Annotated in this window: 18 protein-coding genes; 10 read left to right on the top strand and 8 right to left on the bottom strand. The window is 60.9% G+C overall.

Going from position 1 to position 23591, the window contains the following annotated elements:
- Positions 1-143: 143 nt before the first annotated feature.
- Positions 144-494 carry a glutaredoxin family protein gene (locus tag B1722_RS09160; RefSeq protein ID WP_041064764.1) on the bottom strand — a complete coding sequence of 117 codons (351 nt, stop codon included), beginning with the start codon at positions 492-494 and terminating at the stop codon, positions 144-146.
- Positions 494-1498, bottom strand: a complete 1005-nt coding sequence (gene yejK, locus B1722_RS09155) for a nucleoid-associated protein YejK (RefSeq protein ID WP_027610948.1) — start codon at positions 1496-1498, stop codon at positions 494-496. The genes B1722_RS09160 and yejK overlap by 1 nt, the downstream gene beginning before the upstream one ends.
- Positions 1499-1893: 395 nt before the next feature.
- Here yejK and B1722_RS09150 point away from each other — a divergent pair, with 395 nt between their 5' ends.
- Positions 1894-2175, top strand: coding sequence for an HU family DNA-binding protein (locus tag B1722_RS09150; protein WP_003221909.1), 282 nt, complete (start codon positions 1894-1896; stop codon positions 2173-2175).
- Between the two features lie 225 nt (positions 2176-2400).
- Here B1722_RS09150 and rlmF read toward each other — a convergent pair whose 3' ends face one another.
- From rlmF to B1722_RS09120, 5 genes are all read right to left on the bottom strand, one after another.
- Positions 2401-3420: a 23S rRNA (adenine(1618)-N(6))-methyltransferase RlmF gene (gene rlmF / locus B1722_RS09145; RefSeq protein ID WP_041064757.1), complete on the bottom strand. Its 1020-nt coding sequence runs from the start codon at positions 3418-3420 to the stop codon at positions 2401-2403.
- 226 nt (positions 3421-3646) lie between these two features.
- Positions 3647-6493 carry a valine--tRNA ligase gene (locus tag B1722_RS09135; RefSeq protein WP_041064754.1) on the bottom strand — a complete coding sequence of 949 codons (2847 nt, stop codon included), beginning with the start codon at positions 6491-6493 and terminating at the stop codon, positions 3647-3649.
- Between the two features lie 265 nt (positions 6494-6758).
- Positions 6759-7145: a hypothetical protein gene (locus B1722_RS09130; protein WP_041064751.1), complete on the bottom strand. Its 387-nt coding sequence runs from the start codon at positions 7143-7145 to the stop codon at positions 6759-6761.
- Between the two features lie 8 nt (positions 7146-7153).
- Entirely contained in the window at positions 7154-7582 is a 429-nt protein-coding gene (locus B1722_RS09125; RefSeq protein WP_041064748.1) for a DNA polymerase III subunit chi, read from the bottom strand.
- Positions 7583-7642: 60 nt separating this feature from the next.
- Positions 7643-9133: a leucyl aminopeptidase gene (locus B1722_RS09120; protein WP_047292705.1), complete on the bottom strand. Its 1491-nt coding sequence runs from the start codon at positions 9131-9133 to the stop codon at positions 7643-7645.
- 308 nt (positions 9134-9441) lie between these two features.
- Between B1722_RS09120 and lptF the strand changes: the two genes are divergently transcribed.
- The 8 genes from lptF (at position 9442) to pdxJ (ending at position 17861) form a co-directional block, all read left to right on the top strand.
- Entirely contained in the window at positions 9442-10563 is a 1122-nt protein-coding gene (lptF, locus tag B1722_RS09115) for an LPS export ABC transporter permease LptF (protein WP_041064742.1), read from the top strand.
- The gene (lptG, locus tag B1722_RS09110; protein WP_041064739.1) at positions 10556-11617 is read left to right on the top strand and encodes an LPS export ABC transporter permease LptG; all 1062 of its coding nucleotides are present in this window, start codon (positions 10556-10558) and stop codon (positions 11615-11617) included. The genes lptF and lptG overlap by 8 nt, the downstream gene beginning before the upstream one ends.
- A gap of 172 nt (positions 11618-11789) precedes the next feature.
- The gene (gene lepA, locus B1722_RS09105; RefSeq protein ID WP_041064736.1) at positions 11790-13586 is read left to right on the top strand and encodes a translation elongation factor 4; all 1797 of its coding nucleotides are present in this window, start codon (positions 11790-11792) and stop codon (positions 13584-13586) included.
- Between the two features lie 9 nt (positions 13587-13595).
- A complete protein-coding gene (gene lepB, locus B1722_RS09100) occupies positions 13596-14450 on the top strand; it encodes a signal peptidase I (RefSeq protein ID WP_041064734.1) in 855 nt (284 codons plus the stop codon).
- 183 nt (positions 14451-14633) lie between these two features.
- The gene (gene rnc / locus B1722_RS09095; RefSeq protein WP_024011703.1) at positions 14634-15323 is read left to right on the top strand and encodes a ribonuclease III; all 690 of its coding nucleotides are present in this window, start codon (positions 14634-14636) and stop codon (positions 15321-15323) included.
- Complete coding sequence (gene era, locus B1722_RS09090; RefSeq protein ID WP_041064729.1) at positions 15316-16218, top strand: GTPase Era; 903 nt, start codon at positions 15316-15318, stop codon at positions 16216-16218. Before rnc ends, era begins: the two co-directional genes overlap by 8 nt.
- A gap of 167 nt (positions 16219-16385) precedes the next feature.
- Positions 16386-17075 (top strand): DNA repair protein RecO, encoded by a 690-nt coding sequence (gene recO, locus B1722_RS09085; protein ID WP_041064726.1) that lies wholly within the window; start codon positions 16386-16388, stop codon positions 17073-17075.
- 39 nt (positions 17076-17114) lie between these two features.
- A complete protein-coding gene (gene pdxJ / locus B1722_RS09080; protein ID WP_065118207.1) occupies positions 17115-17861 on the top strand; it encodes a pyridoxine 5'-phosphate synthase in 747 nt (248 codons plus the stop codon).
- A gap of 85 nt (positions 17862-17946) precedes the next feature.
- Here the strand turns inward: pdxJ and mltF are convergent, their stop codons facing one another.
- The gene (gene mltF, locus B1722_RS09075; RefSeq protein WP_084234320.1) at positions 17947-19407 is read right to left on the bottom strand and encodes a membrane-bound lytic murein transglycosylase MltF; all 1461 of its coding nucleotides are present in this window, start codon (positions 19405-19407) and stop codon (positions 17947-17949) included.
- 285 nt (positions 19408-19692) lie between these two features.
- On the opposite strand from mltF, the gene purL reads away from it, so the two are divergent.
- Complete coding sequence (purL, locus tag B1722_RS09070; RefSeq protein ID WP_041075026.1) at positions 19693-23589, top strand: phosphoribosylformylglycinamidine synthase; 3897 nt, start codon at positions 19693-19695, stop codon at positions 23587-23589.
- Positions 23590-23591: the final 2 nt, after the last annotated feature.

Below are 23591 nucleotides of genomic sequence, written 5' to 3'. Positions count from 1 at the left end.
GTTACACACAACATCCTGTGGCGAGGGAGCTTGCTCCCGCTCGACTGCGCAGCAGTCGTAAACCTGCGAACGCGCGCTCGCCCGGAAAAGCGCGGGCCGCTCCGCAGCCCAGCGGGAGCAAGCTCCCTCGCCACAGGTGTGTGTTATTTCAGGGCAGCGAGGATCTCGTCCGGGTCAAACCCGCGAATCAACGTGCCATTCACGTCGATCAGCGGAATCCCGCGTCCACCCAGCGCCTCATACGCCTTGCGCGCCTCGGCGTCCTTATCGATGTCGAATTCCTTGAAAGGAATCCCCTTGCTGTCGAGAAAGCGCTTGGTCTGCTTGCAGTAGCCGCACCAGTCGGTGGCATACAGCACGACACGGGCCTGCGCCCGCGTCTGCTCAGAGACCACCTGCGACGGGTTGAACACCCGCTCGATCTTGCCCCAGTTCTGATAGATCACCACCACCAGCAGAACCAGCGCAACCTTCTTCAGCACATTGCCCAGCATCAGTTACGGCGCTTGAGCTGATCGGTGAGCGAGGTCGGCAGGCCCTTGATGATCAGGGTGCCGGCCTCTTCGTCGTATTCGATCTTCGAACCCAGCAGGTGCGCTTCAAAGCTGATTGACAGGCCTTCGGCGCGGCCGGTGAAGCGGCGGAACTGGTTGAGGGTGCGTTTGTCCGCCGGAATTTCCGGCGACAGACCGTAGTCCTTGTTGCGGATGTGATCGTAGAAGGCTTTCGGCCGTTCTTCGTCGATCAGCTCCGACAGCTCTTCCAGGCCCATCGGCTCGCCGAGCTTGGCCTGACTGCTGGCGTAATCGACCAGGGTCTTGGTTTTCTCGCGGGCGGAGTCTTCCGGCAGGTCTTCGCTTTCGACGAAGTCGCTGAAGGCCTTGAGCAGCGTGCGCGTCTCGCCCGGGCCGTCGACGCCTTCCTGGCAGCCGATGAAGTCGCGGAAGTATTCCGAAACCTTCTTGCCGTTCTTGCCCTTGATGAACGAGATGTACTGCTTGGACTGCTTGTTGTTCTGCCACTCGGAGACGTTGATCCGCGCCGCCAGGTGCAATTGGCCGAGGTCGAGGTGACGCGACGGGGTGACGTCCAGCTCATCGGTCACCGCCACGCCTTCGCTGTGGTGCAGCAGGGCAATCGCCAGGTAGTCGGTCATGCCTTGCTGATAGTGGGCGAACAGCACGTGGCCGCCGACCGACAGGTTCGACTCTTCCATCAGTTTCTGCAGATGCTCGACCGCAACCTTGCTGAACGCGGCGAAGTCCTTGCCGCCTTCCATGTATTCCTTCAGCCAGCCGCTGAACGGAAACGCGCCGGATTCCGGATGGAACAGGCCCCAGGCTTTGCCTTGCTTGGCGTTGTAGCTCTCGTTGAGGTCGGCAAGCATGTTCTCGATGGCCGCGGACTCAGCCAGTTCGGAGTCACGGGCGTGCAGAACTGCGGGCGTGCCGTCGGGTTTTTTGTCGATCAGGTGGACGATGCAATGACGGATCGGCATGGGCTTCTCGGCTGGTGGAAGGGAGGAGGGCGGGCTCCCCCGAAAAAGCGCCCAGTGTACCGCAACCACTGGTTTTGGCGCGGGGTGAAGGGCAAATCCGGGGCGGGTGGCCGCCCTTATGCAGTTTTTTACCGATTTAGAGCAATAAACCTGACCAAATGGGTAGCTAGAGGCGGATATTTCCCCGTCTCTGTGCTAGTTTTGCCCGGTCTTACGCGAAGTCACTGCGTTAAGCGTGCAATCAGCATTTGTCAGGTCGAACCAAACCCTGATTTCGGTATCTATAACCCGACTCGTCGTGGTTATCGCCGAGGGTGCCAGATCCAGAAGATCGGGCTCGATGGCTGACACTGCACTCTGCAATCCATATGAATTTGATAGGGAAGGAACACTACATGGCTCTTACTAAAGACCAACTGATCGCCGACATCGCTGAAGCTATCGACGCGCCGAAAACCACCGCGCGTAACGCTCTGGACCAACTGGGCCAAATCGTTGCCGATCAGCTGGAAAACGGCGGCGAAATCACCTTGCCAGGTATCGGCAAGCTGAAAGTGACCGAGCGTCCTGCCCGCACTGGCCGTAACCCTTCGACTGGCGCTGCCATCGAAATCCCTGCCAAGAAAGTGATCAAGCTGGTTGTGGCCAAAGGCCTGACCGACGCTGTGAACAAGTAAGACGCAGCGATAAAAAAACCGTGCACCGGAGCGATCCGGGCACGGTTTTTTTGTGCCTGCGATTTGGCGACTGACTCCTGAACTCCGCAAACCTTTGTGGGAGCGAGCTTGCTCGCGAAAGCAGTGTGTCAGTCAAAGTCGAATTGACTGATGCGCCGCATTCGTCGGAGCGCCGCCCGGAGCAAGCTCGCTCCCACAATTGATTTGTGTCCGGCGATGCAATGTTTAGCGGACCCAGCGCTCGCGACGCCAGATCTGCTGCTCGGACTTGGTCTGGAAGGTCCACGCCACGAAGCGGCTCTGTTTCTGCCCCTGCGACATCTCCACCACCTGGCTTTCCAGCACGCCGGCCTTTTTCAGGGCGGTTTCGATGGCCGGCAGGTTCGAGGCTTTCGAGACCAGGGTGCTGAACCACAGCACCTTGTGCTGGAAGTTCGCGCTCTCGGCGATCAGTTGGGTCACGAAACGCGCTTCACCACCTTCACACCACAGCTCGGCAGACTGACCACCGAAGTTCAGCACCGGCAGTTTGCGTTTCGGATCAGCCTTGCCCAGTGCGCGCCATTTGCGCTCGCTGCCCTTGGTTGCCTCCTCCATCGAGGCGTGGAACGGCGGGTTGCACATGGTCAGGTCAAAGCGCTCACCCGGTTCCAGCAGGCCAATCAGGATGTGTTTGCGGTTTTCCTGCTGGCGCAGCTGGATCACCTTGTTCAGGCCGTTGGACTGGACGATGGCTCGGGCGGCAGCCACGGCGGTCGGGTCGATTTCCGAGCCGAGGAAGTGCCAGCGGTATTCGCTATTGCCGATCAGCGGATAAACGCAGTTGGCGCCCATGCCGATGTCCAGCACGTTGACGATTGCACCGCGCGGCACCTTGCCGTCGTTCATGCTGGCCAGCAGGTCCGCAAGAAAGTGCACGTAATCGGCACGGCCCGGTACCGGTGGGCAGAGGTAATCGGCCGGGATGTCCCAATGCTCGATGCCATAGAACGCCTTGAGCAGCGCCCGGTTGAACACGCGCACCGCGTCGGGGCTGGCGAAGTCGATGCTTTCCTTGCCGTACGGGTTGGTGATCACGAACTTCGCCAGTTCCGGCGTGGTCTTGATCAGCGCCGGGAAGTCGTAGCGACCCTGGTGGCGATTGCGCGGGTGCAGGCTGGCCTTTTCACGCGGCTCGACGGCTTTGGCCGGGGTCGCGGCATCAGGTTTCTTGCGCGCAGGTTTGGGGGTGCGGGGGGCGTTCATGGGTGTGATCGATTCGGGTATGGCTGAAAGTGGCGGGTATTGTCCCACATTGATGAGTCATGCGCCGAACGCATGTAGGAGCTGCCGAAGGCTGCGATCTTTTGATCTTGTTTTTAAAAAAATCAAAGTCAAAAGATCGCAGCCTTCGGCAGCTCCTACAGGGGATTGGTGTTCTGGAATAAAAAAGGGAGGCCACTTGGCCTCCCTTTTTCATTGCGGCTTGCCCTTACAGGCTGGAAATCCGCGCATGTTGCTCGGCCAGTTTGCCCAAGGCCTGTTCAGCCTCGGCCAGTTTGGCGCGTTCCTTCTCGATGACTTCGGCCGGCGCCTTGTCAACGAAACCGGCGTTCGACAGCTTGCCGCCAACTCGCTGGACTTCACCTTGCAGACGCAGGATTTCCTTGTCCAGACGCGCCAGCTCGGCGCCCTTGTCGATCAGGCCGGCCATCGGCACCAGCACTTCCATCTCGCCAACCAGCGCGGTGGCGGACAGTGGTGCTTCTTCGCCAGCGGCCAGCACGGTGATCGATTCCAGACGCGCCAGCTTCTTCAGCAGCGCTTCGTTCTCGGTCAGACGACGCTGGTCTTCAGCGCTGACGTTCTTCAGGTAGATCGGCAGCGGTTTGCCCGGGCCGATGTTCATCTCGCCACGAATGTTGCGCGTGCCGAGCATCAGGCCTTTGAGCCATTCGATGTCGTCTTCGGCGGCCGGATCGATGCGCTCTTCGTTGGCCACTGGCCAAGGCTGCAGCATGATCGTCTTGCCCTGAATACCGGCCAGCGGCGCGATGCGCTGCCAGATTTCTTCAGTGATGAACGGCATGAACGGGTGCGCCAGACGCAGTGCCACTTCCAGCACGCGCACCAGCGTGCGACGGGTGCCGCGCTGACGCTCGACCGGCGCGTTTTCGTCCCACAGCACTGGCTTGGACAGTTCCAGGTACCAGTCGCAGTACTGGTTCCAGATGAACTCGTACAGCGCTTGCGCGGCGAGGTCGAAACGGAACTGATCCAGTTGACGGGTCACTTCGGCTTCGGTGCGCTGCAGTTGCGAGATGATCCAGCGATCCGCCAGCGACAGCTCGTAGGCTTCGCCGTTCTGGCCGCAGTCTTCGCCCTTGTCCAGAACATAACGCGCGGCGTTCCAGATCTTGTTGCAGAAGTTGCGATAGCCTTCGACGCGGCCCATGTCGAACTTGATGTCGCGACCGGTGGACGCCAGCGAGCAGAAGGTGAAGCGCAGGGCGTCGGTGCCGTAGCTGGCGATGCCGTCGGCGAACTCGTCGCGGGTCTGCTTCTCGATCTTCTTCGCCAGTTTCGGCTGCATCATGCCGGAGGTGCGTTTCTGCACCAGGGCTTCCAGCTCGATACCGTCGATGATGTCCAGCGGGTCCAGGACGTTGCCCTTGGACTTGGACATCTTCTGGCCCTGGCCATCACGCACCAGGCCGTGCACGTAAACGGTCTTGAACGGTACTTGCGGGGTGCCGTCCTCGTTCTTGATCAGGTGCATCGTCAGCATGATCATCCGGGCAACCCAGAAGAAAATGATGTCGAAACCGGTGACCAGCACGTCGGTGGAGTGGAATTTCTTCAGGAACTCGGTCTTTTCCGGCCAACCCAGAGTGGAGAACGTCCACAGACCCGAGCTGAACCAGGTGTCGAGCACGTCGTTGTCCTGTTGCAGCGCAACGTCCGGGCCGAGGTTGTGCTTGGCACGCACTTCGGCTTCGTCGCGACCGACGTAGACCTTGCCCGCCTCGTCGTACCAGGCCGGAATCCGGTGGCCCCACCACAGCTGACGGCTGATGCACCAGTCCTGGATGTCGCGCATCCACGAGAAGTACATGTTTTCGTATTGCTTCGGCACGAACTGGATGCGGCCGTCTTCAACGGCGGCAATCGCCGGCTCGGCCAGAGGCTTGGTCGACACGTACCACTGGTCGGTCAGCCACGGCTCGATCACGGTGCCGGAACGGTCGCCTTTCGGCACTTTCAGGTTGTGATCGTCGACGCTGACCAGCAGGCCGGCGGCGTCGAACGCAGCGACGATCTGCTTGCGCGCTTCGAAACGCTCGAGACCGGCGTACTCGGCCGGGATCTTGCCGTCGATGCTGTGGTTCAACGTGCCGTCAAGGTTGAACACCTGGGCTGCGGGCAGCACGTTGGCGTTCTTGTCGAAGATGTTCAGCAGCGGCAGGTTGTGGCGCTTGCCGACTTCGTAGTCGTTGAAATCGTGGGCCGGGGTGATCTTCACGCAGCCGGTGCCGAATTCAGGATCGCAGTAATCGTCGGCGATGATCGGGATGCGGCGGCCAACCAGTGGCAGCTCGACGAATTTGCCGATCAGGGCTTTGTAGCGTTCGTCGTTCGGGTTAACCGCGACGGCGGAGTCGCCGAGCATGGTTTCCGGACGGGTGGTCGCGACGATCAGGAAATCGTTACCTTCAGCGGTTTTCGCGCCGTCGGCCAGCGGGTACTTGAGGTTCCACAGGAAACCTTTTTCGTCGTGGTTTTCCACTTCGAGGTCGGAAATCGCCGTGTGCAGCTTGGTGTCCCAGTTGACCAGACGCTTGCCGCGGTAGATAAGACCGTCTTCGTGCAGGCGTACGAAGGCTTCCTTGACCGCTTCCGAGAGACCGTCGTCCATGGTGAAGCGCTCGCGGCTCCAGTCCACGGACGAGCCGAGGCGGCGGATCTGACGGCTGATGTTGCCGCCGGACTGATCCTTCCACTCCCAGACTTTCTCGAGGAATTTCTCGCGGCCCAGGTCGTGGCGGTTCTGCCCGGTGGCTTCCAGTTGACGCTCCACCAGCATCTGCGTGGCGATACCTGCGTGGTCGGTGCCCGGCTGCCACAGGGTGTTGCGACCCTGCATGCGGCGGAAACGGATCAGGGCGTCCATGATCGCGTTGTTGAAACCGTGACCCATGTGCAGGCTGCCGGTGACGTTCGGCGGCGGGATCATGATGGTGTAGGAATCGCCCGCGCCTTGCGGTGCGAAATAGTTCTCGGACTCCCAGGTGTTGTACCAGGAAGTTTCAATGGCGTGCGGCTGGTAGGTCTTATCCATGCGCGGCGGGACCCTATTGGCATTTATTCAGGAAAAGCCGGGAAGTATAGCGGGGCATGGGGCCGAGGGCGAGCGGGGCGGGCCGGATGGAGCTCTAAATGTGGTCGCGAACTCTGTGGCGAGGGAGCTTGCTCTCGCTCGGCTGCGCAGCAGTCGTAAACACTGCCACGCAGGCTTCGCGGACAAAACACTGTTGGATGGTTTTGGGGGCGCTTCGCACCCCAGCGGGAGCAAGCTCCCACGCCACAAAATACCGGGGGCCGGGTTATTCGTACTGGCTGAGGAGCCGTTCCATCCGCGCCTCGAGGCGGCGTTTGATTTCGGTTTCGATGTGCGGTGCGAAGTCGTCGATCACGTCCTGCATGATCAACTGCGCGGCGGCGCGCAGTTCGCTGTCCAGGTGCAGCAGCGCGTCCGGGCCTTTATCCACAGGTGCGGCAGCGGGTGCCGGAGCCGGAGCAGGTGGCGGTTCGATGGTCGGCGGCGTGGCGTCGACGGCCTCGAACAGCATCGGAATCTGTTCCTGTTCACCGTCATCGACCGTGTCGGTCAGCAGCGGCGGTTGCAGGTTGTCATCGCCGAGCAACTGGCGGATCGATTCGAGATCGTCCAGCAGGTGCGCAGGCTTTTGCAGCGGTTTTGGAGTGTCCATCGGCGTACTCAGAGTCGCTGTAAACGGTGATCTTGCAGAGGATAGCCCTGTTCGCGGTAGAAACGGAAACTCTCCCGTGCCGCCGCGCGAATCGTCGGATCTTCCACCACCACTTCCGCCACGCGGGCGAATTTGCTGGCGAAGGCCGGGATTTTCAGGTCGAGGTTGACCAGCAGATCCTGATGCTCGCCGCAGTCTGCGCTCAGTCCCAGCACGATCAAACCATCCGGCTCGCTCTCGGCAGGGCCGTGCGGCACGAACGTTTCACCCTTGAACGCCCACAGGCGCGCATCGAGATCATCACGCTGAGCAGCATCGCTGCAATGCAGGTAGATGCGATGGCCCATACGCCAGGCTTTTTCGGTGAGCTTGCAGGCAAAGTCCAGGCGAGCCGAAGGGTCGGCGCTGGGCAGGATGTAGAAGTCGACTTTGGTCATTGCGGTTCCTGAGCCTGGAACGGCGTCACCATAGAGTGACGCCGCCCAGGTTCATCGGTTTCAGGCTTTGGCGCGGTCCAGCAGGTATTGGGTCAGCAGCGGAACCGGACGGCCAGTGGCGCCTTTGTCCTTGCCGCCGCTGGTCCATGCGGTGCCGGCGATGTCCAGGTGCGCCCAGTTGAGGTTCTTGGTGAAGCGCGACAGGAAGCACGCGGCGGTGATGGTGCCGGCCTTCGGTCCGCCAATGTTGGCGATGTCGGCGAACGGGCTGTCCAGTTGCTCCTGGTATTCGTCGAACAGCGGCAGTTGCCAGGCACGGTCGTCAGCGGCCTTGCCGGCACTGAGCAGTTGCTCGATCAGTTCGTCATTGTTGCCCAGCAGGCCAGACGTGTGTGCACCGAGTGCAACCACACAGGCACCGGTCAGGGTGGCGATATCGATCACCGCTTGCGGCTTGAAGCGCTCGGAGTAGGTCAGCGCGTCGCACAGCACCAGACGGCCTTCGGCGTCGGTGTTGAGGATTTCCACGGTCTGGCCGCTCATGGTGGTGACGATGTCGCCCGGACGCGACGCAGTGCCGCTCGGCATGTTTTCCGCACAGGCGAGGATGCACACCAGATTGATCGGCAGCTTCAGTTCGAGCACAGCACGCAGGGTACCGAACACGGAGGCCGCGCCGCCCATGTCGTACTTCATTTCGTCCATGCCGGCGCCCGGCTTGAGGCTGATGCCGCCGGTGTCGAAAGTGATGCCTTTACCGACCAGCGCGTAAGGCTTCTCGGACTTCTTGCCACCGTTGTATTGCATGACGATCAGGCGCGGTGGCTGGGCGCTGCCCTGACCGACGGCGTAGAACGAACCCATGCCCAGTGATTTGATCTTCTTCTCGTCGAGGACTTCGACTTTCAGATCCTTGAACTCTTTGCCCAGGTTCTTGGCTTGTTCGCCAAGGAAGGTCGGGTGGCAGATGTTCGGCGGCAGGTTGCCCAGATTACGGGTGAAGGCCATGCCGTTGGCGATCGCGGTGGCATGGTTCACCGCGCGCTGCACTTCGGCCTGAGCGGCTTTGATGGTCAGCAGGGTGATTTTCTTCAGGGCACGCGGTTCGGCTTTCTGGCTCTTGAACTGATCGAAGGTGTATTCGCCATCCACCAGGGTTTCCGCCAGCAGGCGGGTCTTGCCGTAGCTGTCGCGATTTTTGACGATGATCTCGTCCAGGGCCAGCACGGCGTCGCTGCCGCCCAGACCTTTCAGGGTGTTGAGGATGCCGGCAACGATTTTGCGGAACGGACGGTCACCCAGTTCTTCATCCTTGCCCACGCCGACCAGCAGCACGCGCTCGGCCTTGAGGTTCGGCAGGCTGTGCAGCAGCAGGCTTTGACCGACCTTGCCGGCCAGATCGCCACGCTTGAGCACGGCGCTGATCGCGCCACCGCTCAACTCGTCGACCTGTCTGGCGGCAACGCCGAGTTTGCGGCCTTCGCCGACGGCAACCACCAGGGTGGCGGTTTTCAACGTTTCTGGGCTAACGCTTTTTACAACCAGTTCCATGTCCGGATCCCTGAATGAATGGTCAACACGCAGGCGTTCGACGGTGTCCGCAGTCGCCTGCTTATAGATAGAAGAGGCGCAGGTCTGTGCCTGCGACGAAGGCGGCAGTTTGAACCTCGCTCACCGCGCCTGACAACCCTCGGTTGTGCGATCTTCAACGGAATCTACGCTTGGGTGAGTGTGCGCAGTGACAGGCGGCCTCAATCACAGGATAATGCCGCATCTTTTTTCGACGGCTCTGCCTTGCGGGTCGCTCGAAACGTTTGCTTGTTTGGCCGCCTTAGCCTGACAACCCTGGAGTGTCTGGTTTGATCGTCTTCCGTTATCTGTCCCGTGAAGTGATGTTGACCCTGAGCGCCGTCAGCGCCGTGCTGCTGGTCATCATCATGAGCGGTCGCTTCATCAAATACCTTGCCCAGGCCGCTGCGGGCCAACTCGATCCGGGATCGCTGTTCCTGATCATGGGTTACCGCCTGCCGGGTTTCATGCAGTTGATCCTGCCGTTGGGCCTGTTTCTCGGGATCCTGCTGGCTTACGGACGGTTGTACCTCGAAAGCGAAATGACCGTGCTCTCGGCCACCGGTATGAGTCAGCAGCGTCTGCTGCGCATGACCCTGTTCCCGGCAACCCTGGTGGCGCTGGTCGTCGCGTGGCTGAGCTTGAGCCTGGCCCCGCAGGGCGCCAACCAGTTTCAGCTGCTGCTGAACAAGCAGGACGCCCTGACCGAGTTCGATACCCTCGAGCCTGGCCGTTTTCAGGAGTTGCGTGACGGCACCCGGGTGACCTACACCGAAAGCCTGACCGATGACCGCGTCAACCTCGGCGGCGTATTCATCTCGCAGAAAAACCTTGGGGCCAATCAGAAGGACCGCGGGATTTCCGTGCTGGTGGCTGAAAAGGGTCGTCAGGAGATCCACCCGGACGGCAACCGCTACCTGATCCTGCACAACGGCTATCGTTATGACGGCAGCCCGGGTCAGGCCGATTACCGCGCGATCAAATACGACACTTACGGCGTTTTGCTGCCCAAGCCCGATGCCAGCGACGAGGTCACCGACCGAGACGCGATCTCGACTTCGACCCTGCTGGGCAACAACGACGAACGTTCCAAGGCTGAACTGCAATGGCGTCTTTCGCTGCCGTTGCTGGTGTTCATCGTGACCCTGATGGCGGTGCCGTTGTCGCGGGTCAATCCGCGTCAGGGCCGTTTCCTGAAGCTGCTGCCGGCGATTCTTCTTTATATGGCTTACCTGACCATTCTGATTGCCGCCCGCGGCGCCCTCGAAAAAGGCAAGATTCCACCGGCCCTTGGCCTGTGGTGGGTGCACGGGATCTTCCTGGTCATCGGTCTCGGCCTGTTGTACTGGGAACCCTTGCGCCTGAAGCTGGCCAGCCGTCGCAGCGCTGCGCTGGAGGTGGCCCGTGGTTAAACTCGACCGCTACATCGGCAGCAGCGTATTCGTGGCGATCATCGCCGTGCTGGCGATCATTCTGGGCCTGGCGACCCTGTTTGCCTTCATCGACGAGATGAGCGACGTCAACGATACCTACACGCTGACCGATGTGCTGAGCTTCGTCCTCCTCACCGCACCGCGTCGAATGTATGAAATGCTGCCGATGGCCGCGCTGATCGGCTGTCTGATCGGCCTCGGCAGTCTGGCCAGCAGCAGCGAGCTGACGGTCATGCGCGCTGCGGGTGTGTCCATCGGGCGCATTGTCTGGGCGGTCATGAAGCCGATGCTGGTGCTGATGCTGGCTGGCGTGCTGATCGGCGAGTACGTGGCCCCGGCCACCGAAAGCATGGCCCAGGCCAATCGCTCGCTGGCGCAAGGCAGTGGCGACGCACAGAGCGCCAAGCACGGCATGTGGCACCGTCAGGGTGAGGAGTTCATCCATATCAACGCTGTGCAACCCAACGGCCTCTTGTATGGGGTGACCCGCTATCACTTCGACAAAGAGCGCCACCTGCTGAGCTCCAGTTTCGCCAAACGTGCGGATTTCGACGGCAAGCGCTGGCTGCTCAGCGACGTGACCACCACGGTGTTCCACGAGCGCAGCACCGAAGTGGTGAATGCGCCGAGCGAGGAGTGGGACGTGTCGCTGAGCCCGCAACTGCTCAACACGGTGGTGATGGCGCCTGAGTCGCTGTCGATTTCCGGTCTGTGGGGCTATATCCACTATCTGGCGGATCAAGGCCTGAGCAACGGTCGTTACTGGCTGGCATTTTGGGTCAAGGTGTTGCAGCCGCTGGTCACCGCTGCGCTGGTGCTGATGGCGATCTCCTTCATCTTCGGCCCATTGCGCTCGGTAACCCTCGGTCAGCGAGTGTTCACCGGCGTGCTGGTGGGCTTCACCTTCCGCATCGTCCAGGATCTGCTCGGCCCGTCGAGCCTGGTGTTTGGCTTCTCGCCGCTGTTCGCGGTGCTGGTGCCGGCCACGGTCTGTGCGCTGGCGGGTGTCTGGTTGCTGCGACGCGCCGGTTGATGGCCACGTTGTTGCCAATGCTTTAACCGCGAAAACGCCTCGGTCGACAGATCGGGGCGTTTTCGTATGCAATCCGGGTGACAGGCGAACGTGACGCTTGCGCCGTGTATCAGGTACAATTCCCGGCTATTTTTCGGCGGGCCAAGCCTGCAGCCTTTTTGAGTGTTGATCCGTGAGTGATTTGAGTCATATCCGCAATTTCTCCATCATCGCCCACATTGACCATGGCAAGTCGACGCTGGCTGACCGTTTCATCCAGATGTGCGGTGGCCTGGCCGAGCGTGAAATGGAAGCCCAGGTACTGGATTCCATGGATCTGGAGCGCGAACGCGGGATCACCATCAAGGCCCACAGCGTTACCCTCTATTACAAAGCCAAAGACGGCGTCACCTACCAGCTGAACTTCATTGACACCCCGGGTCACGTCGACTTCACCTACGAAGTCAGCCGTTCCCTGGCCGCGTGTGAAGGCGCATTGCTGGTGGTCGATGCCGGTCAGGGTGTTGAGGCCCAGTCCGTGGCCAACTGCTACACCGCCATCGAGCAGGGCCTCGAGGTCATGCCGGTGCTGAACAAGATCGACCTGCCACAGGCCGAGCCCGACCGCGTCAAGGACGAGATCGAGAAGATCATCGGCATCGACGCCACCGACGCCGTCACCTGCAGTGCCAAGACCGGCCTGGGTGTCGACGAAGTGCTCGAGCGTCTGGTCGCGACCATTCCTGCGCCGACCGGCAACATCGAAGATCCGCTGCAAGCGTTGATCATCGACTCCTGGTTCGACAACTACCTGGGCGTTGTTTCCCTGGTGCGCGTGCGTCATGGCCGCGTGAAGAAGGGCGACAAGATCCTGGTGAAATCCACCGGCAAGATCCACCTGGTGGACAGCGTCGGTGTGTTCAACCCGAAACACACTGCCACTGCTGACCTCAAGGCCGGCGAAGTGGGCTTCATCATCGCCAGCATCAAGGACATTCACGGTGCACCGGTCGGTGACACCCTGACCCTGAGCTCGACCCCGGACGTTGAAGTGCTGCCCGGCTTCAAACGCATCCAGCCACAGGTTTACGCCGGTCTGTTCCCGGTCAGTTCCGACGACTTCGAGGACTTCCGCGAAGCGCTGCAGAAACTGACCCTGAATGACTCCTCGCTGCAGTACACCCCGGAAAGCTCCGACGCCCTGGGCTTCGGCTTCCGTTGCGGGTTCCTCGGCATGCTGCACATGGAGATCATCCAGGAGCGCCTCGAGCGCGAATACGACCTGGACCTGATCACCACCGCGCCAACGGTAATTTTCGAGCTGGTGCTGAAAACCGGTGAAACGATTTACGTCGACAACCCGTCCAAGCTTCCGGATGTGTCGGCCATTGAAGACATGCGCGAGCCGATCGTGCGAGCCAATATCCTGGTTCCGCAGGAACACCTGGGCAACGTCATCACCCTGTGCATCGAGAAACGCGGCGTACAGGTCGACATGCTGTTCCTCGGCAATCAGGTACAAGTGACCTACGACCTGCCGATGAACGAAGTGGTCCTGGACTTCTTCGACCGTCTCAAATCCACCAGCCGCGGCTATGCTTCGCTGGATTACCATTTCGATCGTTACCAATCGGCTAATCTGGTGAAACTGGACGTGCTGATCAACGGTGACAAGGTCGACGCCCTGGCGTTGATCGTGCACCGTGACAATTCGCACTTCAAAGGTCGCCAGTTGACCGAGAAGATGAAAGAACTGATTCCTCGTCAGATGTTCGACGTGGCGATCCAGGCGGCCATTGGCGGTCAGATCGTTGCCCGGACAACCGTCAAGGCACTCAGAAAGAACGTATTGGCCAAATGCTACGGCGGTGACGTAAGCCGTAAGAAAAAGCTGCTTGAAAAGCAAAAGGCCGGTAAGAAACGCATGAAGCAGGTCGGCAACGTGGAAATTCCACAAGAAGCCTTCCTCGCCGTGCTCAGGTTGGAATAGTCAGGTCCTATGTCACTAAATTTCCCGCTGTTGCTGGTCATCGCCGTGTTCGTCTGCGGCCTGTTGGCGTTGCTCGATCTGCTGTTCCTGGCGCCGCGCCGGCGTGCTGCGATTGCCTCTTATCAAGGCAGTGTCAGCCAGCCCGAGCCCGTGGTGGTCGAGAAGCTGAACAAAGAGCCGTTGCTGGTCGAATACGGCAAGTCGTTCTTTCCGGTGCTGTTCATCGTGCTGGTGCTGCGTTCGTTCCTGGTAGAACCGTTCCAGATTCCGTCCGGCTCGATGAAACCGACGCTGGATGTCGGCGACTTCATTCTGGTGAACAAGTTTTCTTACGGGATCCGTCTGCCGGTGATCGACAAGAAAATCATCGAAGTCGGTGATCCACAGCGTGGCGATGTGATGGTGTTCCGCTACCCGAGCGACCCGAACGTCAACTACATCAAACGTGTAGTCGGCGTGCCGGGCGACACGGTGCGTTACACCGCCGACAAGCGTCTGTTCGTCAATGGCGAGTCGATTGCCGAGCAACTGGTCGGCTCCGAGCCGGGCACGCTGGGCAGCGCGGAACTCTACAAGGAAAAACTCGGCGCCGCCGAGCACCTGATCCGCAAGGAAATGAGCCGCTACCGCGCGACGCCGGACCATACCTGGACCGTGCCGGCCGGGCACTACTTCATGATGGGCGACAACCGCGACAACTCCAACGACAGTCGCTATTGGGATGATCCGAACATTCCCAAGGATCTGCTGGGCATGGTTCCCGACCAGAATATCGTCGGCAAAGCCTTCGCTGTCTGGATGAGCTGGCCGGAACCGAAACTCAGCCACCTGCCGAATTTCTCGCGGGTTGGCCTGATCAAGTAATCAATCACGGCGCTGTTGACCACAGCGCCGAATGCATTTCTGGCGTCGACACAAATCGGCACCAGGGCATGAAGCCACGATATTCAGGACGTCATTTTTGAACACAGCGTTATTTGTCCCAGGCCTGCGCCGTACCCCGGCGATGGCAGTGGAATCCAGCCACGAACTCAGCGTGGGTAAACCGTGAGCGTTTCTCTAAGCCGTCTCGAGCGCCAGCTCGGTTACACCTTCAAGGATCAGGAGCTGATGCTGCTGGCCCTCACGCACCGCAGCTTTGCCGGGCGTAACAACGAACGCCTGGAATTCCTTGGCGATGCCATCCTCAACTTCGTCGCCGGCGAGGCGCTGTTCGATCGCTTCCCGCTGGCTCGCGAAGGCCAGTTGTCGCGTTTGCGCGCACGTCTGGTGAAGGGTGAGACACTGGCCGTGCTGGCTCGTGGTTTCGATCTGGGCGACTACCTGCGTCTGGGTTCGGGCGAACTGAAAAGCGGTGGTTTCCGTCGCGAATCGATTCTGGCCGACGCCCTCGAAGCGCTGATCGGCGCGATCTACCTGGATGCTGGCATGGACGTCGCTCGCGAGCGCGTGCTGGCCTGGCTGGCCGGTGAGTTCGAAGGCCTGACGCTGGTCGACACCAACAAGGATCCCAAGACCCGTCTGCAGGAACACCTGCAATCGCGCGGTTGTGAACTGCCACGCTATGAAGTGGTGGACATCCAGGGTGAGCCGCACTGCCGTACCTTCTTCGTCGAGTGCGAAGTGGTCTTATTGAATGAAAAAAGCCGAGGTCAGGGTGTGAGCCGTCGTATTGCCGAACAGGTAGCGGCCGCCGCAGCACTGATTGCCCTGGGCGTGGAGAATGGCAATGACTGATACAAACGCAACTCGCTGTGGCTACGTTGCCATCGTCGGCCGTCCCAACGTCGGCAAGTCGACGTTGCTCAACCACATCCTCGGCCAGAAGCTCGCGATCACCTCGCGCAAGCCGCAGACCACCCGCCACAACATGCTAGGGATCAAGACCGAAGGTGACGTGCAGGCGATCTACGTCGACACCCCCGGCATGCACAAGGGTGGCGAAAAGGCTCTGAACCGCTACATGAACAAAACCGCCTCGGCGGCGTTGAAAGACGTCGACGTGGTGATCTTCGTGGTTGACCGCACCAAGTGGACCGAAGAAGACCAGATGGTCCTGGAGCGCGTGCAGTACGTGACCGGCCCGCTGATCGTCGCGCTGAACAAGACCGACCGCATCGAAGACAAGGCCGAGCTGATGCCGCACCTGTCGTGGTTGCAGGAACAGCTGCCGAACGCACAGATCATCCCGATTTCCGCGCAGCAAGGGCACAACCTCGACGCCCTGGAAAAGGTCATCGCCGATCACTTGCCGGAGAACGATCATTTCTTCCCGGAAGACCAGATCACCGACCGCAGCAGCCGTTTCCTTGCCGCCGAACTGGTGCGCGAGAAAATCATGCGCCAGATGGGTGCCGAGCTGCCGTACCAGATCACCGTCGAGATCGAAGAGTTCAAGCAGCAGGGCAAGACCCTGCACATCCATGCGCTGATCCTCGTTGAGCGTGACGGCCAGAAGAAGATCATCATTGGCGACAAGGGCGAGCGCATCAAACGCATCGGCACCGAAGCGCGCAAGGACATGGAGTTGCTGTTCGACGCCAAGATCATGCTCAACCTGTGGGTCAAGGTGAAGGGCGGCTGGTCCGACGACGAGCGTGCTCTGCGTTCGCTGGGTTACGGCGACCTGTAATTACGCGGTTGTCGCAACACCGAAAAAACCTGTGGGAGCGAGCTTGCTCGCGAAGGCGTAGTGCCAGACGACATATTTGTTGACTGACACCCTGCATTCGCGAGCAAGCTCGCTCCCACAGTGGTTTTTGGGTGAATATAAAACCGCGTTTTATCCATGAGAGTTCCATGTCTTCAAACCCACCTCCCGCCCAACCCGCCTACGTCCTGCATTCGCGCGCCTACCGCGAAACCAGCGCGCTGGTCGATTTCCTCACGCCGCAAGGTCGGCTGCGGGCGGTGTTGCGCAGTGCGCGGGGCAAGGCCGGGACATTGGCGCGACCGTTCGTGCCGCTGGAAGTCGAGTTTCGTGGCAAGGGTGAGCTGAAGAATGTCGGGCGCATGGAAAGCGCCGGCAACGCGACTTGGATGGTCGGTGAGGCGCTGTTCAGCGGCCTCTATCTCAATGAGCTGCTGATCCGCCTGCTGCCCGCCGAAGATCCGCACCCGGCGGTGTTCGATCACTACGCTGCAACCCTGCTGGCCCTGGCCGAAGGGCGCCCGCTGGAGCCGTTGTTGCGCTCCTTCGAATGGCGCCTGCTGGACGATCTCGGTTACGGCTTCTCGATGAACACTGACATCCACGGCGAGCCAGTGGCTGCGGATGGCCTCTATCGCCTGCAAGTGGATGCCGGGCTGGAACGCGTCTTCCTGTTGCAGCCGGGGCTGTTCAACGGCACCGAACTGCTGGCCATGGCCGAAGCCGACTGGACCGCGCCCGGTGCACTGTCGGCGGCCAAACGTCTGATGCGTCAGGCACTGGCCGTTCACTTGGGCGGTCGCCCCCTCGTCAGCCGCGAGCTATTTCGCAAGCCCTGATATGCTGTGCGCCGAATCTTTCCCTTCAGGAGCGCATCCGTGACCACCAGCAATCGCATTCTTCTTGGCGTGAACATCGACCACGTCGCCACCCTGCGTCAGGCCCGTGGCACTCGCTACCCGGATCCGGTCAAGGCAGCGCTGGACGCGGAAGAGGCGGGCGCCGATGGCATCACCGTGCACCTGCGTGAAGACCGTCGGCACATTCAGGAGCGCGACGTGTTGCTGCTCAAGGATGTGCTGCAGACTCGCATGAACTTTGAAATGGGCGTCACCGAAGAAATGATGGCGTTCGCCGAGCGCATCCGTCCGGCGCACATCTGCCTGGTGCCGGAAACCCGTCAGGAGCTGACCACTGAAGGCGGTCTGGATGTAGCGGGGCAGGAAGAACGCATCAGGGCAGCGGTCGAGCGTCTGTCGAAGATCGGCAGCGAAGTGTCGCTGTTCATCGATGCTGACGAACGCCAGATCGCTGCTTCGAAGCGCGTTGGTGCGCCGGCCATCGAGCTGCACACCGGGCGTTACGCTGATGCCGAGACCCCGACCGAAGTTGCTGAGGAATTGAAGCGCGTGGCGGACGGCGTGGCGTTTGGTCTGGCGCAGGGCCTGATCGTCAATGCCGGGCATGGTCTGCATTATCACAACGTCGAAGCCGTGGCAGCGATCAAGGGCATTAACGAATTGAACATCGGCCATGCGCTGGTGGCGCATGCGTTGTTCGTGGGCTTCAAGTCGGCAGTGTCCGAGATGAAGGCGCTGATTCTGGCGGCTGCGCTCAAAGGCTGAAGATCAAAAGATCGCAGCCTTCGGCAGCTCCTACAGATGTACGCAAAACCCTGGAGGAGCTGCCGAAGGCTGCGATCTTTTGCTTTTAGAGCGGGGCAGGCTCTTGCGCCGGCTTGGTCTTGTCGATCCCCGGCACATGCAGATTGCCCTCGGCCACCTGATCGCCTTCAAGCTGCGGCTGGGTCACCCAGGTCAGAATGTCGTAGTAGCGACGGATGTTCGCCACGAAATGCACCGGCTCGCCGCCCCGGGCGTAGCCGTAGCGGGTTTTGCTGTACCACTGCTTCTGCGACAGGCGCGGCAGCATCTTCTTCACGTCCAGCCACTTATCCGGGTTCAGGCCTTCGCGGGACGCCAGTTTGCGCGCGTCATCGAGGTGGCCGCTGCCGACGTTGTATGCCGCCAGCGCAAACCAGGTGCGGTCCGGTTCCTGAATCGATTCGTCGAGCTGATCCTTCATGTAGGCCAGGTACTTGGCGCCGCCCATGATGCTTTGCTTGGGATCGAGCCGGTTCGACACGCCCATCGCCTGAGCGGTGTTCTGGGTCAGCATCATCAAGCCGCGCACGCCGGTTTTCGAAGTGACCGCCGGTTGCCACAGCGATTCCTGATAACCGATGGCCGCGAGCAGGCGCCAGTCGATTTTCTCTTTCTTGGCGTAGGCCTTGAAGTGCTGTTCGTATTTGGGCAGGCGCTGCTGCAGGTGCTGGGCGAAGGTGGTGGCGCCCATGTAGCCGAGGACATCGACGTGGCCGTAGTAACGGTCTTTCAGGCGCTGCAGGGTGCCGTTTTTCTGCACCTTGTCGAGGTAGGCGTTGATCTCGTTGAGCAGGCTGCTGTCTTCACCGGCGGCCACCGCCCAGCTCTGACTGCGCGCATCGCCCAGGTCGAAGGCCACGCGGATGTTGGTGAAGTACACCTGGTTCATTGCCACTTCGTTGGAATCAACCAGCGTCAGGTCGATCTGGCCTTCATCGACCATGCGCAACAGGTCGACCACTTCCACGGCGTCGGATTCTTCGTATTCGATGCCGGGGAATTTCTTTTTCAGCTCCGCCAGCTGTTCGGCGTGGGTGCTGCCCTTGAGCACCATGATCTTCTTGCCGACCAGATCGCCGGGATCCGTCGGCCGCGACTGGCCGTTGCGATAGATGATCTGCGGGGTGACTTCGAGGTAGGAGTGGGAGAACCGCACCTGCTTCTTGCGCTCCTCGCTGCTGACCAGGCCGGCCGCCGCCAGTACCGGGCCGTTCGGCTTGCCGATCTGGTTGAACAGGTCATCGAGGTTGTCGGCGGTCTCGATCTTCAGTTCGACCCCCAAATCGTCGGCGAAGCGCTTCACCAGCTCGTATTCGAAGCCGGTTTCACCGCTGCGATCCTGAAAGTAGGTGGCGGGGCTGTTACGGGTAATCACCCGCAGCACACCATCCTCCTTTACGCGCTCGAGTGTGTTGGGTTTATCAACACAACCACCGAGCATCAGGAAGAGTCCGGTTGCGATCAGCCATTTGGCGTACCGCGGACGCAAAGCCGTTGGGAAAAACATGTGCGCAGTATACGCAAACGGCTGCGGGCGCCATATCTCGACAGTGAGGGGCTTGTCTGCTAGAGATCACAAAACCGCACGAAACCCCGCAGGAATGGGGCTTAGCGGCATTTTGTGACAGAAAAAATAAGCGTTGGCCGCGCACTCTCGAAATTTGACTTCAAAGGCAGAAACACAGATTGATATCCGAGTGCAACCGTGCGTAGCGTTTCGGGTGATGTTGAGGGCGGTTTAGGCTAGAATGCACGGCCTCAAAGCACACCCCTTCCCGAGGCTGTCCCGAAGATGTTGATCCTGCGCGGCGCTCCTGCCCTTTCTGCCTTTCGCCACAGCAAACTCCTTGAGCAACTGAGCCAGAAGGTTCCAGCTGTCAATGGCCTGTATGCTGAATTCGCTCACTTCGCCGAAGTCACCGGCGTCCTGACCGGCGACGAACAGCAGGTGCTTGCGCGCCTTCTGAAGTACGGCCCAAGCGTTCCGGTACAAGAGCCGACCGGTCGTCTGTTCCTGGTGTTGCCGCGTTTCGGCACCATCTCGCCATGGTCGAGCAAGGCCAGCGACATCGCCCGCAACTGCGGCCTGAGCAAGATCCAGCGTCTGGAGCGCGGCATCGCGTTCTACGTGGCCGGCCAGTTCAGCGACATTGAAGCCCAGCAGATTGCCGACGTGCTGCATGACCGCATGACCCAGATCGTCCTGGGCAATCTGGAACAGGCCGCGGGTCTGTTCAGCCACGCCGAGCCGAAACCGCTGACCGCGATCGACATCCTCGGTGGCGGTCGCGCCGCGCTGGAAAAAGCCAACACTGAACTGGGCCTGGCCCTGGCCGAAGACGAGATCGACTATCTGGTCAACGCCTTCAACGGTCTCAAGCGCAACCCGCACGACATCGAACTGATGATGTTCGCCCAGGCCAACTCCGAGCACTGCCGCCACAAGATCTTCAACGCCAGTTGGGATATTGACGGCGAGAGCCAGGAAAAAAGCCTGTTCGGCATGATCAAGAACACCTACCAGATGCACAACGAAGGCGTGCTGTCCGCTTATAAGGACAACGCTTCGGTGATCGTCGGCAACGTCGCCGGCCGCTTCTTCCCGGATCCGGAAACCCGCCAGTACGGCGCGGTGCAGGAGCCGGTGCACATCCTGATGAAGGTCGAAACCCACAACCACCCGACCGCGATCGCCCCGTTCCCGGGCGCGTCCACCGGTTCCGGTGGCGAGATCCGCGACGAAGGTGCAACCGGTCGTGGCGCCAAGCCAAAGGCCGGCCTGACCGGTTTCACCGTGTCCAACCTGCAGATCCCGGGCTTCGAACAGCCGTGGGAGGTGCCGTACGGCAAGCCTGAGCGCATCGTTACCGCGCTGGACATCATGATCGAAGGCCCGCTGGGCGGCGCCGCATTCAACAATGAATTCGGTCGTCCGGCCCTGACCGGCTACTTCCGTACCTTCGAACAATCGATCAGCACCCCGCACGGTGACGAAGTTCGTGGCTACCACAAGCCGATCATGCTCGCGGGCGGCATGGGCAATATCCGTGAAGAGCACGTCAAGAAAGGCGAGATCGTCGTCGGCTCCAAGCTGATCGTCCTCGGCGGCCCGGCGATGCTCATCGGTCTGGGCGGCGGCGCCGCGTCCTCGATGGCCACCGGCACCAGCTCGGCGGATCTCGACTTCGCTTCCGTACAGCGTGAAAACCCTGAAATGGAACGTCGCTGCCAGGAGGTCATCGACCGTTGCTGGCAGCTGGGCGACAAGAACCCGATCAGCTTCATCCACGACGTGGGCGCGGGCGGTCTGTCCAACGCCTTCCCAGAACTGGTCAACGACGGCGACCGCGGTGGCCGTTTCGAACTGCGCAACATTCCAAACGACGAGCCGGGCATGGCCCCGCACGAAATCTGGTCCAACGAATCCCAGGAGCGTTACGTTCTGGCAGTCGGTCCGGCTGACTTCGAGCGCTTCCAGGCGATCTGCGAACGTGAGCGCTGCCCGTTCGCCGTGGTCGGCGAAGCCACTGCCGAGCCGCAACTGACAGTGACGGACAGCCACTTCGGCAACAACCCGGTGGACATGCCGCTGGAAGTGTTGCTGGGCAAGGCCCCGCGCATGCACCGTTCGGTGGTTCGCGAAGCCGAGCTGGGCGACGATTTCGATCCGTCGAACCTCGACATCGCCGATTCCATCGAGCGCGTCCTGCATCACCCGGCCGTGGCGAGCAAAAGCTTCCTGATCACCATCGGCGACCGCACCATCACCGGCCTCGTGGCCCGTGACCAGATGGTTGGCCCATGGCAGGTTCCGGTGGCCGACGTCGCCGTCACCGCCACCAGTTTCGACGTCTACACCGGTGAAGCGATGGCCATGGGCGAGCGCACTCCGCTGGCGCTGCTGGACGCTCCGGCGTCGGGCCGTATGGCTATCGGCGAAACCCTGACCAACATTGCCGCTTCGCGCATCAACAAGATTTCCGACATCAAGCTGTCGGCGAACTGGATGTCCGCTGCCGGCCACCCGGGCGAAGACGCGCGTCTGTACGACACCGTGAAAGCGGTCGGCATGGAACTGTGCCCTGAGCTGGGCATCACCATTCCGGTGGGCAAGGACTCGATGTCCATGGCCACCCGCTGGAACGACAACGGTGAAGAAAAAACCGTGACCTCGCCGATGTCGCTGATCGTGACCGGTTTCGCCCCAGTGGCTGACATCCGTCAGACCCTGACCCCGGAACTGCGCATGGACAAGGGCACCACCGACCTGATCCTGATCGATCTCGGTCGCGGTCAGAACCGCATGGGTGCCTCGATCCTCGCTCAGGTTCACGGCAAGCTCGGCAAGCAGGCACCGGACGTCGACGACGCGGAAGACCTGAAGGCCTTCTTCGCGGTGATCCAGGGCCTCAACGCCGACGGTCACCTGCTGGCTTACCACGACCGTTCCGACGGTGGTCTGCTGACCTCCGTGGTGGAAATGGCGTTCGCCGGCCACTGCGGTCTGAGCTTGAACCTGGACAGCGTTGCCGAAAATTCGGCAGAAATCGCCGCGATCCTGTTCAACGAAGAACTGGGTGCGGTGATCCAGGTCCGTCAGGACGCCACGCCAGATATCCTCGCGCAGTTCAGCGCGGCCGGTCTGGGTGATTGCGTGTCGGTGATCGGTCAGCCGATCAACAATGGCCAGATCAACATCACCTTCAACGGTGACACCGTGTTTGAAGGCCAGCGTCGTCTGCTGCAACGTCAGTGGGCCGAGACCAGCTACCAGATCCAGCGTCTGCGCGACAACGCCGACTGCGCCGAGCAAGAGTTCGATGCACTGCTGGAAGAGGACAACCCGGGCCTGAGCGTCAAGCTGAGCTACGACGTCAACCAGGACATCGCCGCGCCTTACATCAAGAAAGGCATCCGCCCACAGGTTGCCGTGCTGCGTGAGCAGGGCGTCAACGGTCAGGTGGAAATGGCCGCCGCGTTCGACCGCGCCGGTTTCAACGCGATCGACGTGCACATGAGTGACATTCTCGCTGGCCGTGTCGACCTGAACGAGTTCAAAGGTCTGGTGGCCTGCGGTGGCTTCTCCTACGGCGACGTCCTCGGCGCCGGTGAAGGCTGGGCCAAGTCGGCGCTGTTCAACAGCCGTGCCCGCGATGCGTTCCAGGGCTTCTTCGAGCGTAACGACAGCTTCACCCTCGGCGTGTGCAACGGTTGCCAGATGATGTCCAACCTGCACGAGCTGATCCCGGGCAGCGAGTTCTGGCCGCACTTCGTGCGCAACCGCTCCGAGCAGTTCGAAGCGCGCGTGGCGATGGTGCAGATCCAGGAATCGAACTCGATCTTCCTGCAGGGCATGGCCGGTTCACGCATGCCGATCGCCATCGCGCACGGTGAAGGCCATGCCGAGTTCTCCAGCGAAGAAGCCCTGCTGGAAGCCGATCTGTCGGGTTGCGTGGCGATGCGTTTCGTCGACAACCACGGCAAGGTCACCGAAGCCTACCCGGCCAACCCGAACGGTTCGCCGCGCGGGATTACCGGTCTCACCAGCCGCGACGGTCGTGTGACGATCATGATGCCGCACCCGGAGCGTGTGTTCCGCGCGGTGCAGAACTCGTGGCGTTCGGAGGACTGGACCGAAGATGCTCCTTGGATGCGCATGTTCCGTAACGCGCGCGTCTGGGTGAACTGAGG

The organism is Pseudomonas sp. SCPG-7, assembly GCF_002156405.1.
GTDB classification, from domain to species: Bacteria; Pseudomonadota; Gammaproteobacteria; order Pseudomonadales; family Pseudomonadaceae; genus Aquipseudomonas; species Aquipseudomonas parakoreensis.
The sequence above is the reverse complement of the archived record's forward strand: the minus strand, read 5'-3'. Positions and strand labels throughout refer to the sequence as shown.

Coding starts and splice junctions, on each gene's coding strand:
- mltF (WP_084234320.1), bottom strand. CDS start 19,407: ATGTTTTTCCCAACGGCTTTGCGTCCGCGGTACGCCAAATGGCTGATC.
- purL (WP_041075026.1), top strand. CDS start 19,693: ATGTTGATCCTGCGCGGCGCTCCTGCCCTTTCTGCCTTTCGCCACAGC.
- yejK (WP_027610948.1), bottom strand. CDS start 1,498: ATGCCGATCCGTCATTGCATCGTCCACCTGATCGACAAAAAACCCGAC.
- lepB (WP_041064734.1), top strand. CDS start 13,596: ATGTCACTAAATTTCCCGCTGTTGCTGGTCATCGCCGTGTTCGTCTGC.
- era (WP_041064729.1), top strand. CDS start 15,316: ATGACTGATACAAACGCAACTCGCTGTGGCTACGTTGCCATCGTCGGC.
- recO (WP_041064726.1), top strand. CDS start 16,386: ATGTCTTCAAACCCACCTCCCGCCCAACCCGCCTACGTCCTGCATTCG.
- rlmF (WP_041064757.1), bottom strand. CDS start 3,420: ATGAACGCCCCCCGCACCCCCAAACCTGCGCGCAAGAAACCTGATGCC.
- B1722_RS09130 (WP_041064751.1), bottom strand. CDS start 7,145: ATGGACACTCCAAAACCGCTGCAAAAGCCTGCGCACCTGCTGGACGAT.
- B1722_RS09135 (WP_041064754.1), bottom strand. CDS start 6,493: ATGGATAAGACCTACCAGCCGCACGCCATTGAAACTTCCTGGTACAAC.
- B1722_RS09120 (WP_047292705.1), bottom strand. CDS start 9,133: ATGGAACTGGTTGTAAAAAGCGTTAGCCCAGAAACGTTGAAAACCGCC.
- B1722_RS09160 (WP_041064764.1), bottom strand. CDS start 494: ATGCTGGGCAATGTGCTGAAGAAGGTTGCGCTGGTTCTGCTGGTGGTG.
- B1722_RS09150 (WP_003221909.1), top strand. CDS start 1,894: ATGGCTCTTACTAAAGACCAACTGATCGCCGACATCGCTGAAGCTATC.
- B1722_RS09125 (WP_041064748.1), bottom strand. CDS start 7,582: ATGACCAAAGTCGACTTCTACATCCTGCCCAGCGCCGACCCTTCGGCT.